This window comes from Idiomarina abyssalis, assembly GCF_900116625.1.
Classification (GTDB): Bacteria; Pseudomonadota; Gammaproteobacteria; order Enterobacterales; family Alteromonadaceae; genus Idiomarina; species Idiomarina abyssalis.
The window spans coordinates 14,402-27,853 of sequence record NZ_FPBE01000005.1 but is presented as its reverse complement, the minus strand read 5'-3'; the positions used below and the strand labels follow the sequence as shown (position 1 = coordinate 27,853).

General features: G+C 46.9%; 10 protein-coding genes. 3 read left to right on the top strand and 7 right to left on the bottom strand.

Going from position 1 to position 13,452, the window contains the following annotated elements; translation table 11 throughout:
- Positions 1–9: 9 nt before the first annotated feature.
- On the bottom strand, positions 10–927 hold the full coding sequence (locus BM359_RS09620) for a histone deacetylase family protein (protein WP_054491306.1): 918 nt from the start codon (positions 925–927) through the stop codon (positions 10–12).
- 3 nt (positions 928–930) lie between these two features.
- On the bottom strand, positions 931–2,772 hold the full coding sequence (locus BM359_RS09615; protein ID WP_054491307.1) for a GNAT family N-acetyltransferase: 1,842 nt from the start codon (positions 2,770–2,772) through the stop codon (positions 931–933).
- 93 nt (positions 2,773–2,865) lie between these two features.
- Between BM359_RS09615 and BM359_RS09610 the strand changes: the two genes are divergently transcribed.
- Positions 2,866–4,962: a tetratricopeptide repeat-containing diguanylate cyclase gene (locus BM359_RS09610; RefSeq protein WP_054491308.1), complete on the top strand. Its 2,097-nt coding sequence runs from the start codon at positions 2,866–2,868 to the stop codon at positions 4,960–4,962.
- Positions 4,959–6,179, top strand: a complete 1,221-nt coding sequence (locus BM359_RS09605) for an Nramp family divalent metal transporter (RefSeq protein WP_054491309.1) — start codon at positions 4,959–4,961, stop codon at positions 6,177–6,179. The genes BM359_RS09610 and BM359_RS09605 overlap by 4 nt, the downstream gene beginning before the upstream one ends.
- Before the next feature lie 54 nt (positions 6,180–6,233).
- On the opposite strand, the gene BM359_RS09600 is transcribed toward BM359_RS09605, so the two are convergent.
- Positions 6,234–7,232, bottom strand: a complete 999-nt coding sequence (locus BM359_RS09600; protein ID WP_054491310.1) for a DUF4382 domain-containing protein — start codon at positions 7,230–7,232, stop codon at positions 6,234–6,236.
- Between the two features lie 172 nt (positions 7,233–7,404).
- Between BM359_RS09600 and BM359_RS09595 the strand changes: the two genes are divergently transcribed.
- Positions 7,405–7,770, top strand: coding sequence for a MaoP family protein (locus BM359_RS09595; RefSeq protein ID WP_053954321.1), 366 nt, complete (start codon positions 7,405–7,407; stop codon positions 7,768–7,770).
- Here the strand turns inward: BM359_RS09595 and BM359_RS09590 are convergent.
- The 4 genes from BM359_RS09590 to purH form a co-directional block, all read right to left on the bottom strand.
- Positions 7,767–9,551, bottom strand: coding sequence for a bifunctional diguanylate cyclase/phosphodiesterase (locus BM359_RS09590; protein WP_054491311.1), 1,785 nt, complete (start codon positions 9,549–9,551; stop codon positions 7,767–7,769). The two genes, BM359_RS09595 and BM359_RS09590, sit on opposite strands and share 4 nt — an antisense overlap.
- Before the next feature lie 70 nt (positions 9,552–9,621).
- The gene (gene purD / locus BM359_RS09585) at positions 9,622–10,905 is read right to left on the bottom strand and encodes a phosphoribosylamine--glycine ligase (RefSeq protein ID WP_054491312.1); all 1,284 of its coding nucleotides are present in this window, start codon (positions 10,903–10,905) and stop codon (positions 9,622–9,624) included.
- A gap of 8 nt (positions 10,906–10,913) precedes the next feature.
- On the bottom strand, positions 10,914–11,777 hold the full coding sequence (locus BM359_RS09580) for a class I SAM-dependent methyltransferase (RefSeq protein WP_054491313.1): 864 nt from the start codon (positions 11,775–11,777) through the stop codon (positions 10,914–10,916).
- Positions 11,778–11,863: 86 nt separating this feature from the next.
- On the bottom strand, positions 11,864–13,420 hold the full coding sequence (gene purH, locus BM359_RS09575; protein ID WP_054491314.1) for a bifunctional phosphoribosylaminoimidazolecarboxamide formyltransferase/IMP cyclohydrolase: 1,557 nt from the start codon (positions 13,418–13,420) through the stop codon (positions 11,864–11,866).
- Positions 13,421–13,452: the final 32 nt, after the last annotated feature.

Here is a 13,452-nt window from a genome sequence, read left to right as displayed (position 1 = left end):
GAGGTGCGCTTAGAGTAAGCCTTTTAAATGCGCAACAACACTGCGGCCTAACGCGCTGAGATTATACCCACCTTCGAGCGTAGATACGATACGACCGTCACAGTGTTTGTCGGCAATTTCTTTCAGCTTAACGCTTATCCAATGGTAGTCTTCTTCTTTCAGTAGAAACTGTGACATGTCGTCTTCTGCGTGACCATCGAAGCCGGCAGAAATAAGCACCAGTTGAGGCTGGAATTGGTCGAGTGCATGGAACCATTTTTCTGAAACGGCTTGTTGCCATTGTTCGCCTTTGCAGCCAGCCGGCAATGGCACGTTATGAACATTACCGGCGCTGCTGTCTTCGCCGGTAAATGGATAGAACGCCTGCTGGAATGACGAGCAGAACAAGATACGCTCATCACCCTGAACTATGTCTTCGGTTCCATTGCCGTGGTGTACGTCAAAGTCGACAATAGCAACACGCTCAAGCCCGTATTTTTCAATAGCGTGGTACGCCGCCACGGCAATGTTGTTGAATAAACAAAAGCCCGTGGCTTTTGAGCGCGTAGCGTGGTGGCCGGGTGGGCGAACGGCACAAAACGCCTGTTTGTTGAGGGTGGTCATAACATCGTCAACCGCATTAACCGCTGCTCCGGCTGCTTTCAAGGCGGCGGTTAAGCTACCTGGTGTCACTAAGGTGTCCGGATCTATCCATTCATGGTCGTACTCAGGAATTTCCGCTCGAATAAAGTCGATGTGTGCTTGGGAATGCGCCGCTTGAATAGCTTCCCAGGGCGCTTCTTTTGCTTCTTTTCGTATGAGAACGAAGTCGAGCCCGGAGCGAATCAGTTGGTCATTAATGGCTTCAATACGGGCAGGGCACTCCGGGTGCTGCTCGTTGGGTATGTGTTTGAGGCAGTCATCGTGACTGAATACGACTATCGACATAATTTATTCACTGCCTTCTTTAAGGTCGAGTTTTAGCAAAACTTCACCGGGCTCTTCACTGGGTAGACGCTTAAATCCGCCCCGTTCAAACACACTTAACATGGGTTTATTCGCGGCTAATACATAGGCTTGCATACTGTCCAGTCCGCGCTCCCGGGCTATGCGGATCATTTCATCTAATAGCTTGCCGGCCATGCCGCGCCCCTGGTATTTTTCGCGGGTCACGAAAGCGACTTCACAGCTGTTTTGTGACTCAATGAAGTAATACCTTCCAACAGCCTGAATCTGAACCGCAGAGCCTTTTTGATGCACAATACACAAGGCTAGATCCTTCGACTGGTCAACACTGACCAAGGTGCAGGATTTTTCCCGGGTCATGGTTGTGGGTACGGCGTTGTAACGTAGCTGCAGTGTTTCTTTCGTATGAGAATAAAAGAACTCTTGCAGCCGACGTTCATCCGACGGATAAAGCGGTCTTAAATCAAAAGATTCGTTATTAATTTTGAGTTTTTTAAAGCCAATGTCGCCAAGCTCCGGCACATCAACCGGCGTTTGTTGCTGATAATGTGGCACCCAGTAGTGTTTACGAACCTCCTGCAATAAGTGACTACGGAATTTAGGGTGAGCTACCCGAATTAACTCCATAGCTCTCTCGCGGATACTTTTGCCACGCAATGAAGCGACGCCAAATTCGGTGACGACATAGTGAACGTGGCCGCGCGTTGTTACTACACCTGCGCCTTCCCGAATGAATGGAACAATGCGCGAGACTTTACCGTCTTGTGTTGTTGACGGCAGAGCGATAACGGGTTTACCTCCTTTACTTAAAGATGCCCCGCGACTGAAGTCCACTTGCCCACCAATACCGCTGTAAAACTGGTGTCCAATAGAATCCGATACGATTTGTCCGGTGAGATCCACTTCAATGGCGCTGTTAATTGCTATTAATTTGTCATTACGGGCAACGTTTGCTGGTGAATTTACATATTCACTGGGATAAAAACCGACATGTGGGTTGTGGTCAACAAAGTCATAAAGGGCTTTTGACCCCATGCAGAAGCTGGTCACAATTTTATTCGGGTGGAAGGTTTTTTTGCGGTTATTAATGACTCCTTTGAGCATTAAATGCATGACGTCGTCAGTAATAAGTTCGCTGTGAATGCCCAAGTCCTTATGGTTACTTAAGTAACGCAGTGCCGCAGCGCAAATAGTACCGACACCAATTTGAAGCGTAGAGCCATTATCAACCAGCAGGGCAATGTATTGGCCTATCCGCTCAATGATTTTACTGTCTTCAAGGCTGGGTGGTGGCAGTTCGGGCAGAGGTGCTGCATGTTCCCAAAAGTAATTAATTTGATTCGTGTGCAGAAAAGACTGTCCGTAAGTGACAGGCATTTGCGGGTTAACCTGGGCTATCACGGTTTTTGCCGATTTGGCTGCAGCCGCCACCACATCAACTGATACGCCCATTGAGTGATAGCCATACTTATCGCCCGGAGCAACCATAATCAACGCTGCATCCAGTGGCAAAATCCCATTATTGAACAGGTTGGGTATGTCTGAAATAAAGCTTGGCGTGTAATCAGCCCGGCCTTCGTTGACAGCTTTGCGAATTGTACCGCCACCGATAAAAAAGGTATTTACCTTAAAAAGTTGCTGATATTGCGGCTCTGCCCATTTGTTATCGGACAGCGTCATAAGCTGCACAATTTCAATATCGTGCAGATCTTTTGAGTTCTCTATCAGGTCGTCAATTAAGGCTGTTGGCACCGCAGCATGAGAGCCGATAAAGATGCGCTGACCCGATTTTAGAACGTTCGACCAATTAATTTTTGTTTCTGTCATAACATCCGTTTTATCGCAGATGTATATTTTGTGCAATGGTTAAAATTCGGGTAAACTCGGCGATTAATTTATAAACGAAACGACGTCGTTCCCATGCATAAAAATAACAATAAATGGGCTCACTTTTGGGCTACTTTGTCATTATTGCTGCTACTTAGCTTTGCGGTTAAGGCAAACCAGGCACCTATTGAGAATATCAACGGAGTGCCGGTTGATATGGCGATAGAGAAGCAGCTCGATAAGTATCTTACGACTAGCGGTGAAGAAGGCGTCGATTCCAAAGCGTTGCTTTTTGGCGTTCTTGAAAAAATCTCTAGCGAAACCCCGGTTGCAACTCGCGCCAGAGCGTTGAGCTATGAAGCTTACTGGCACTATTATGAAGGCAATACAGAGCTTGCTTTTGAAACGCTGGATAAATTATTTAATCTTGCTGAAAATACAGAGCTAGCTGATGTAAAAGTGGAAGCTTTAGCAACACAGCTGGAACTGCTCCAATACGAAGGCAAGTACGGTGAAGCATTTTTATTACTTAGTGATATAGAGATTCACCTTTCCAGCGCACGCATGCCTCGTCTTAGATACTTTGCACACAACCGTATTTCTCGTGTTTATGCTGACTGGAATAGGTATGACGATGCCCTGCGTCACTTGCTCGCTGCTCAGGAAGCTGTTAGCGAAACCAACAACGAAAGAACCCCTATTCGTCAGCAGTACCTAGACTATTCTATCGCTGTTATTCAGTCCGAACTGAAGAACTGGGAAGGTGCTCTAAGCACCATTAACAAAGCGATAGAGCATGCTAAACAGAATGGCTTAACTTATGATTTACCGGACTTCTACCTTCAAAAATCTTATATAGAAGCCGGTATGGGTAACAGGGAAGCCTCTCTGAATTCATTAAGAAAAGCCTATGATACTGCCGAAAGTGGTGACCGAATTTATTTGCTGCCGACAATTCTGAATAATTTCGGCGATCATTACATGTATGAAGAAGACTGGGAGAAGGCACGCAGCCATTTACTAGAAGCGCTAGAGCTTGCTGAAGAGGTTGAAGATGTTTGGATGGCTCAAACTATACATTTTAATTTAGGGTTTGTTGAGGTGCATCAGGGGAATACTGAGGCGGGCCTAAAAGAAATGACGGATGCCGTTCAATTTTACAGGGACGAAGAGTTAACAAAAAAAGTGGAAGCGATGTTAGGTGAACTCGCTCAGGCTTACGAATTTGCGGGCTTATATCAGAAACAAGCAGAAACTCTAAAAGAGCAGGTTGCGTTGTCAAAGGAGCACTACCAAAGCGATCAGCAAAAAAACCTCGCAAACCTGCAACAACTTTATGAAACCAAAGACAAAGAGCAACAAATTGAGTTATTAGAACGTCAAAATGAACTTAAAGAGCAATTGTTGGAAATAAACCAACAGCGGAATATGATTTGGTTGTTGCTTGGTGTTGTGGCGTTATTTGCTACTGTTTTCGTATTCATCATGTATCGAAAAGCACGAAAAGCGAACCTACGCTTAAAAGCGGCGAACAGTATGTTGGCCGATCAGTCCTTAAAAGACCCGCTCACAGGCTTGTGGAATAGGCGCGCACTGCAAAAAGAAATGGATGAGCGCAAGAAACATGGCGAGCGCCGTGATGCCGCGACTCAGTCCGATGGCTTAATTCTGCTTGACCTCGACTTTTTCAAACGCATAAACGATCAATACGGGCATGCAGCGGGGGATGAAGTGTTGGCCGAAGTTAGCCGACGCCTGCAGATGATCTGCCGAGACAGCGACAAACTGATACGCTGGGGCGGGGAGGAGTTTCTATTCCTGGTTCGCAATGTCGATGATGAAAACCTAAAAGAGCTGAGTGAGCGCATACTGAATGAACTGGCTAAAAAGCCTGTTAGGTATGAAGGTTATGAAATTCCAGTGACAACCACTATTGGTTTTATTCGCCTACCTTTCTCGGGTGTTTCAGAGAAACAAATGGATTGGGAAAAAGTACTTCAGGTTGCTGATATGGCGTTGTATATGGGCAAAGCGCACGGAAGAAACCGTGCTTGTGGGGTTACTGAGTTGCATGTGTCTTATGAAGAGGCCCAGGCAATACTGGAAACCGACTTGTCTGAGGCATTAAGTAATAAATGGATCTCTATGGAAACCATTGAGGGTCCTGAAGCGCCTCAAGACCCCTCATGAAGCTATCTCAGTTTGGCCCCGGCGCGCTGGTCGCTGCCGCTTTCATCGGCCCCGGAACTGTTGTTACGGCGTCGTTAGCCGGTGCTAATTATGGCTATGCTTTGTTATGGGCTTTAGTTTTTTCTGTTTTCGCTTGTCTTATCTTGCAAGAAATGTCGGCTCGCATTGGGTTAGTGACTCAAGCTGGGCTGGGCGAGAATATCCGAAATAACCTGACCGCGGGCTGGTTGCGGTGGTTAGCTCTTTTGCTTATTTTCAGTGCAATAGCCATTGGCAACAGCGTTTACCAGGGCGGAAACTTATCTGGTGCGAGTTTAGGAGCTTTTGAACTGCTAGGTCCTGTGCCATTAGTTGATAAATGGCTAAGCAATGCCTGGGCAGTGGTTATTGGTGTTGTGGCCTTTCTGGTACTTTGGTCGGGTAATGCTCGGGTTATCGAGAAGTCGTTAATTGCCATGGTGCTCCTTATGAGTATCGCATTTCTAGGTACGTTCTTTTTGACCGATCCTGACTGGGCTGGTGTATTTAACGGTATTTTCGTGCTCAGCATGCCTTCGGGAGCGACGCTTACTGTGGTTGCGCTCATTGGCACAACGGTTGTGCCTTATAATATCTTTCTTCATGCCTCCAGCATTTCTAAAAAATGGCAGTCAACCAGTGATTTGCCAGCAGTTCGTCGCGACTTATTTGTTTCCATTCCATTAGGCGGCTTAATATCCATGGCAATTGTGGCGACTGCCGCATCGGCGTTTTTTGGTCACCAAATTACAATTTCCAGTGCTGCCGATTTAGCCGTCTCCTTAGAGCCTCTGTTTGGTGATGCCGCAACGTATCTAATGGCAATTGGTCTGTTTGCTGCGGGAATTTCTTCGGCGACAACGGCCCCTTTAGCAAGCGCCTATGCGCTAAATGGTATTATGGGGTGGTCAGTGAATTTGAAGAGCAGGGCCTTTAGGACGGTCTGGTTGAGTATTTTGGTGTTGGGCGTAGCTATTTCCAGCCTTGGCATAGAGCCTGTCACCGTTATTTGGTTTGCGCAGGTCGCTAATGGGATTTTGCTGCCTGTTATTGTGGGCTTTTTATGGTGGTTGAGCTGGGGAAGTTTATTGGGTCAGAATCGCAATTCCTGGTGGCAAAACCTGTTAGCGGCAATGGTGTTTATCATTTCAATTGTACTGAGTGTCAGAAGTTTAGGTTCAGCGTTCGGAGCTTTTTAGCCCTCTAAAATAAGAAAAAGGCAGCGTCCCTGCTGCCTAAAACTGCGAAATGAGTTATTCGCTTGCGGCACCAATAAACTCGAGTTCTACTGGTTCACTTGATGCTTCAATGGTGACATTTTCAGTTAGGAAAAACTCTATGTCATCATCTGCTTCTGGGTCATCCGTATTATTACAAGTTAACGCAGCGGTGTACTCGCCGGTCGCAACGAAACCCATAGCGAAGTCATAGGTATCAACCCCGTCAAAATAAACCGCTGTGCTCGCGTACGGCTCATTCTCTTCGCTACCGCCGTTGTCGGCTAACGCTGAAGCTTCTAAATCGCTGCCTTTATAAAGGTAAACGTAAGCAACTGGCTGCGATTCATCTTCAGGTGCGACAGTGCAGGCTTCATTAAACAGCAGAGCGCCTTCGGCTACTGTACCTTTCAAGTGGCCAACCGCTGAGTTATCAACTAAGCGAACACCGCGTGGCTTCAGAATATAGTGTGCTTGACCGACCGGGTTGGTCATTGCATGGCGTAGATCAAACTCAACAGTGAAGTTAAGGTTACCGCCTGCATCAGCTATGAATCCATCGAGTTTAAGTTCATTGGATGGCACTTGGACAGGTACTTGCTCAGCTTCTCCATCGCCATTTGTGTCAGTCATGATGTACGAGCCGTCGGCCATCACCAATCTGAGTTGTCCATATTGACCGGCTTCAATTTCTGCGTTTTCGAGAAACACCATCGACTCGTTACCAGTAAATTCAAGTAAGTCGATGCCTATTGTATTAGGAATTGGGTTACCTTCCTCGTCTAGGCAAAGGTCATTCTCTTCAGGTGCTTCTAAATCATCGCCAACCGTAAATGTCTGCGTTCCATTTCCGTTTCCAGTGAGCTCCACGGCATTAAAGCAGGCAACCACGGACTCTGCGTTATCGACAGGCGCGTCACTTACTCCTAAAGTCAACTGAGCAGTATCCGGTGTGGTCGGGTCATCATCTGAACCGCCACAAGCGGCTAGCGTTACTGTCGCCAAAGCTAACGTAGTGTATGCAAATAAACGCATGGGCATTCCTCCTTATGAGTTAACTCCTGTTATTTATAGGCATTACCGCACTTATTTAAAACGCGTTTTACAAACATTTTCATTGACAAATTCTCAGTATGGCTCTATATCGTTTTTGTCGTAAATAACGACAGGCTTTTTGTTCGGTTTTAGTCTGTAGGAAGGGCTTATCATGACCATTATTACCCGAGAGTTATTATTGAAGAAACCGTTTAACGATTTCCGCAACTACCCTTATGGCTTCGCTCGTTCGGGCGATTTTTCTATCCGGGAAAGCGATGCATTGACACACTACGGTTGTTTAATTACCGCCATGCTTAATGGAGAGTTTAAACCGACTTCTCAAGAGGATATCGACTTACTGGCTGCTGCAAAAGGCGAGCAAGCGCCTGCTACCCCGGTTGAAAAAGCCTGGGCCAAATATCAGGCGCGTATTCACCGTCCTAAAGTCGCCAGTATGTATGGCAAAGGTAAGTTTGCGGATGACTCATTAGGCTCATCGTCTGACACAGAAGACGATTTGATTGTCGAAGATTAAGAATGTGAACTAACAAGCTTTAAGCGTCTGGGGGCTTGGCGGTGGCAAAGGTAACAATGGCTGCCGCCAAAACGCTTTGCTTCTTTCTTGGCCTCGGTTGCTAGTAAGGCAACGTCATGGTGCGACTCACAAAGTTTAGCGTCTGGGCTGACCACTCCAACGGCAATGCTCAATAAAGAAAAGAATGTTGGGTGACCCTCTCGGTTAACTGCCTTAATGCCGCCAAGCTTTATATGTTCCTCTTGATAAAACTGAATGACATCCCTATCAAACAGCTCAATAACGTTTTTACAGCTGTTTTCAACGAGACCTGCATTTCCCGCTGAGTGATCAAATATTACAACAAAGTCATCACCACCAATATGACCGACAAAGTTACTGCACCCTGTAAGGCGTTTCTGCAGTAGCTGAGCAACCCACTTGATCACTTGATCACCTTGCTCGTAGCCATAAATATCGTTATAGGGCTTGAAGTGGTTTAAATCGAAGTAGGCGACACTAAATGGGGTTTGAGCTTTCAACTTTTCGTTGATAACCCGATTTATAGCTACATTACCGGGCAATTGAGTTAAGGGATTGGCATGTCGGGCATCATTAATTTTTAGCTCAGTTATTTTCCGCAGTAAGCTCTTTATAGAAGCTACGCCGTAATATCTGTTATTGCGAGTGACGATAATATGTTGATAGACATCGGTTTCTTCGTGCTCAGTGATTAACTGACTGACGTCTTCTAACGATGCTCGCCAATCAACAGCTATCGGTTCTTTTTCCATAATATGCACAACGTGCTTGCTGGCATTTAAGGCATGCCCATAAGAGCCGGAAAAACGCTCTAACAGTTTTTCTCTGCGAAGCACGCCTACCACTTGCTGGTATCGGGTGACCGGAAGTAACGACAATGAGGCATTCTTGGTAAAACGGTTGAGTGCCTCTAGTGCCGGTTCATCATCAGCAATAGTTTCCAGTGAATTAACAACGCTGGCGATAGTTTCGTGGTAGCTGCTTTTAGTAGGCTGATATGTATTTAAAAGGGATGTGTTTACATCTCTCGCAGGCAACTTGGCAGGCCTACCGAACAGATAGCCCTGGCAGTGCTTAATGCCTAATGCGTGAAGCTGTTCAAGCTCATCTTTGGTTTCAATCCCCTCAGCAATAACTTTCGTTTGTATATTTTTTGCCAGCGAGAGAATGCTTTGAACAAACACCCGTTTAACCGACGACTCATGAATATCCTGAATGAAATAGCGGTCAATTTTAACGTAATCAGGATGCAGCTCAGACCAAAGCTTTAAGCCAGAATAGCCGGCACCTAAGTCGTCGATGGCTATCATAAAGCCTAATTGACGGTAATGAATAATGGCTTCTTTCAGGTTTTCGGTATCCTCTATTGGATATCGCTCTGATATTTCAATAACAATTTGGTGAGGATCCAGTCCCAGCTGCTGTGACAGTCGTAATGTTGAACCATGGGGGTGGGAGTCATCTTTTAAAACGTTGGGGTTTGCGTTTAAAAACAGTTTGCCGGTCACACCTCGGCGCTGAAACTCTTTTATCGCGGCGTAACGACAGGCAAGCTCAAGCTCTGAGAGTAAATCGCTTTCGTGAGCAACCGAGAACAGTTTATCGGGAAACTCCAGAACATGGCCTTTAGGCCCCCTAATAAGGGATTCATGACCAATCACACAACCGCGGGTAGTATCAACAACGGGCTGAAAGAGGGGATACAATTGTTGATTATCAATGAGTGAAATGAGTGCCCGGCGGTTATCGCTCGTTGACATAAAGCCTCCTGTCATAAACACCACGGATGATAAGTCCTTTTTATGACGGTGTTATGACAGGAGGTGGGTTTTAGCTTTCGCGTTTAATGGCTCTGTGGGCAATATCTGTGCGGAAGTAGACATTGTCCCAGCTAATATTATCAACCAGTTGGTATGCGAGGCTTTGAGCTTCTGTCACAGTTTTACCAAGTGCGGTGCAGCAAAGAACGCGACCGCCGCTGGTAACTACGTTTCCGTTGTTCATTTTGGTACCGGCGTGAAAAACCTTTTGATTCTCCAGCTCAGTGTCCGGTAAACCGTGAATAACGTCGCCTTTATTGTAGCTTTCAGGGTAACCACCTGCGGCCATGACCACGCCTACCGCCGCGCGCTCATCGAACTCGATAGGTGCTTGGTTTAATTTGCCCTCGACTGCTTGCAGACATAGCTCAACTAAGTCTGACTTAAGGCGCATCATAATTGGCTGTGTTTCCGGGTCCCCAAAACGACAGTTGTATTCGAGCACCTTGGATGTACCATCTTCCGCAATCATTAACCCAGCGTATAAGAAGCCTTTATAAGGAGCGCCTTCAGCCGCCATTCCGTCAACGGTTGGTTTAATAACATGGCGCATCACCCAATCGTGAATAGCTGGAGAAACGACCGGTGCTGGAGAGTAAGCACCCATACCACCGGTGTTCGGGCCCGTATCGCCATTGTCACGAGCTTTATGGTCCTGGCTAGAGGCAAAGGGTATTGCGCGTTCACCGTCAACCATTACAATGAAAGACGCTTCTTCACCTTTTAAAAACTCTTCAATGACCACGCGGTGACCTGCGTCACCAAAGCGGTTGCCTGCCAGCATATCGTCTATCGCTGCGTTAGCTTGCTCCAGGGTTTCAGCGATAATAACGCCTTTACCTGCTGCTAAGCCGTCTGCTTTGATGACAATAGGCACGCCTTTTTCAGCAACATACGCCTTTGCAGGGTCTACTTCTGTGAAGTTTTGGTAGTCGGCGGTTGGAATCTTGTGGCGTTGCAGGAAATCCTTACTGAAGGCTTTAGATCCTTCCAGCTGAGCGGCTTTAGCTGTAGGGCCAAAAGCGGCTAAGCCAGCTTCAGTAAATTTGTCGACAATGCCGGCGACAAGAGGTGCTTCTGGGCCAACAATGGTCAGTCCGATGTTTTCCTGTTTGGCAAAGTTAAGCAGGCCGTCGATGTCTTCGGCCGCAATATCAACGTTTGTGAGGTTTGGCTCACGTTCAGTTCCTGCATTGCCAGGAGCTACGAACACACAGTCTACTTGTGAGGACTGTGATGCTTTCCACGCCAGTGCGTGTTCACGGCCTCCGCCGCCAACAACCAAAACTTTCATGAGTATCCTTATTCTACGGGTTTTCTAAACTTCAGTGTGAATCGGTCGCTCTCACCGATGGCTTTATAAATTTCAGCGTCATCACCATCTTCGACATTGAGTGTTGGAGGTAAATTCCAAACACCGTTAGGATGGTCCGCTGTATCTTTCGGGTTTGCATTAATTTCACTGCTTTCGACAAGCTCAAAGCCAGCCTGTTCAGCAAGACCAATAACCCAGCTTTCTTTAATATAGCCGCTGTTTTCCATTGCGCCGTCATCGGCACCTTCAGGTAATCGATGGTCAACCACCCCTAAAATGCCGTCAGGAATTAGCGCTTGGTGGAACTGACGAAAAGCGCTGAGTACTGCCTCTTCGCCGCCGCTCATATACCAGTTGTGTAAATTACGGAATGTCAGTATGCGATCAGCGCTGTTTGGCGGCGCAATATCAGTTTCCAGTGGTGTCAAAGGGGCAAACTGAGTCAGTTCAACATTGCCAAACACAGCTTCGCTGGTTAAGCGCTCTTTAAACTTATTGAGTGAACGTTGGTAATAGTCGCTTTGTGTGTCTTCCGGAAAATGTGCAGCGTAAAATGTACCTTCGTCAGCGAGGTATGGCGCCAGAATTTCGCTGTAGTAACCACCGCCTGGCCATATTTCGACAACGGTCATCGAAGGTTCAAGTTCGAAAAACTCTAGAGTTTCTTTTGGATGGCGGAACTGATCACGCTCAACATACGCAGGCGTGCGATCCTCGTGGTTAACTGCGCTTTCTAAAGTGATAGGTGCGCCTTGCTCTGTGCTTGCCGGTGCCGACGACTTCGGACCACTGTCACAGGCTGATAACGCCAAAAGAGAAACCATGGATAATGCGATTGCAGAATATTTCATATAACTGCCTCTTCGTTTTTATAAGTGTTTGTAAAGATTAGCCCCGAATCGTCGGGGCAGCAAATAACATCACTTATCACTACGCATTAATGGCGGAAATGGCGCATTCCGGTAAAGACCATGGCAATACCGTGCTCGTCTGCGGCCGCTATAATCTCGTTGTCGCGAATAGACCCACCGGGTTGAATAATGGCTTTAATGCCCGCTTCAGCGGCAGCATCGATTCCGTCCCGGAATGGGAAGAATGCGTCAGACGCCATGACTGACCCTTCGACTTGAAGACCTTCATCAGCGGCTTTAATGCCGGCAATTTTTGCACTGTAAACCCGACTCATTTGCCCAGCGCCAACTCCAATGGTCATACCGTCTTTGGCATAAACAATGGCATTTGACTTAACAAACTTCGCCACTTTCCAGCAGAACATTAAGTCCGTCATTTGTTCTTCGGTTGGTTGAACCTTGCTAACGACTTTCAACTCGTCTTCGTTAAAGTCTTGTGTGTCGGTATCTTGTACCAATAAGCCGCCGGTGACTCGCTTATAGTCGAGCTGAGTGCCAGAGTCAGCCCACTGACCACACTCGAGCAAACGTACGTTTTTCTTACCGGAGACGGCTTTTTTCGCGGCATCGCTAACGCTTGGCGCAATAATAACTTCGACAAACTGGCGCTCAACAATTGCAGTTGCTGTCGCTTCATCCAGTTCGCGGTTAAACGCAATGATGCCACCAAAAGCTGAGGTTGGGTCGGTTTTAAAGGCTCTATCGTAAGCTTCGGTAATAGACTCGCCAATGGCAACGCCGCATGGGTTAGCGTGTTTTACAATGACGCACGCAGGCTCTGCGAAACTTTTCACACATTCCAACGCTGCGTCGGTATCGGCAATGTTATTAAAAGACAGTGCTTTGCCTTGCAGCTGCTCTGCCGTAGACACGTTACCTTTAGGTGCATTACGCTCAGTGTAGAACGCTGCCGATTGATGCGAGTTTTCACCGTAGCGCAAGTCTTGCTTCTTAGATACTTGCAAGTTCAAGGTGCGCGCAAAGTCATTGTCGCTGAGTTGCAGGCCTAAGTAGTTCGCTATCATACCGTCGTATTGGGCTGTGTGTTCAAACGCAGCAACCGCAAGATCAAAACGGGTGTTGTAGCTGACACTACCGCTGTCATTAATCTCATTTAAAACACGGTCATAGTCAGACGCATTAACTACTATGGTGACATCTTTATGGTTTTTCGCTGCCGCGCGAACCATGGTTGGACCGCCAATATCGATGTTCTCTATCGCGTCTTCTAAAGTACAACCTTCCTTCGCGACCGTTTCGGCAAATGGATACAGGTTCACAACGACCATGTCGATAGGCGCAATGTCTTGCTCTTGCATAACGTCCTGATCAATGTCTCGTCGACCTAAAATGCCGCCATGAACTTTCGGGTGCAGCGTTTTCACACGACCGCCCATAATCTCTTCCTGGCCGGTATGCTCAGAAACGTCAATAACGGTTATGCCTGAATCGCGAAGTAGCTTAGCGGTGCCACCTGTAGAGAGAATTTCAATGCCTTTTTCGGCCAGAGATTGAGCGAATTCAACAATACCGGTTTTATCAGAAACACTGATTAAAGCGCGTTGGATTGGACGGGTTTCCATTGTTTTGCCTTTCTATAACTCAGTTAAATTAC

Coding starts and splice junctions, on each gene's coding strand:
- BM359_RS09620 (WP_054491306.1), bottom strand. CDS start 927: ATGTCGATAGTCGTATTCAGTCACGATGACTGCCTCAAACACATACCC.
- BM359_RS09615 (WP_054491307.1), bottom strand. CDS start 2,772: ATGACAGAAACAAAAATTAATTGGTCGAACGTTCTAAAATCGGGTCAG.
- BM359_RS09610 (WP_054491308.1), top strand. CDS start 2,866: ATGCATAAAAATAACAATAAATGGGCTCACTTTTGGGCTACTTTGTCA.
- BM359_RS09605 (WP_054491309.1), top strand. CDS start 4,959: ATGAAGCTATCTCAGTTTGGCCCCGGCGCGCTGGTCGCTGCCGCTTTC.
- BM359_RS09600 (WP_054491310.1), bottom strand. CDS start 7,232: ATGCGTTTATTTGCATACACTACGTTAGCTTTGGCGACAGTAACGCTA.
- BM359_RS09595 (WP_053954321.1), top strand. CDS start 7,405: ATGACCATTATTACCCGAGAGTTATTATTGAAGAAACCGTTTAACGAT.
- BM359_RS09590 (WP_054491311.1), bottom strand. CDS start 9,551: ATGTCAACGAGCGATAACCGCCGGGCACTCATTTCACTCATTGATAAT.
- purD (WP_054491312.1), bottom strand. CDS start 10,905: ATGAAAGTTTTGGTTGTTGGCGGCGGAGGCCGTGAACACGCACTGGCG.
- BM359_RS09580 (WP_054491313.1), bottom strand. CDS start 11,777: ATGAAATATTCTGCAATCGCATTATCCATGGTTTCTCTTTTGGCGTTA.
- purH (WP_054491314.1), bottom strand. CDS start 13,420: ATGGAAACCCGTCCAATCCAACGCGCTTTAATCAGTGTTTCTGATAAA.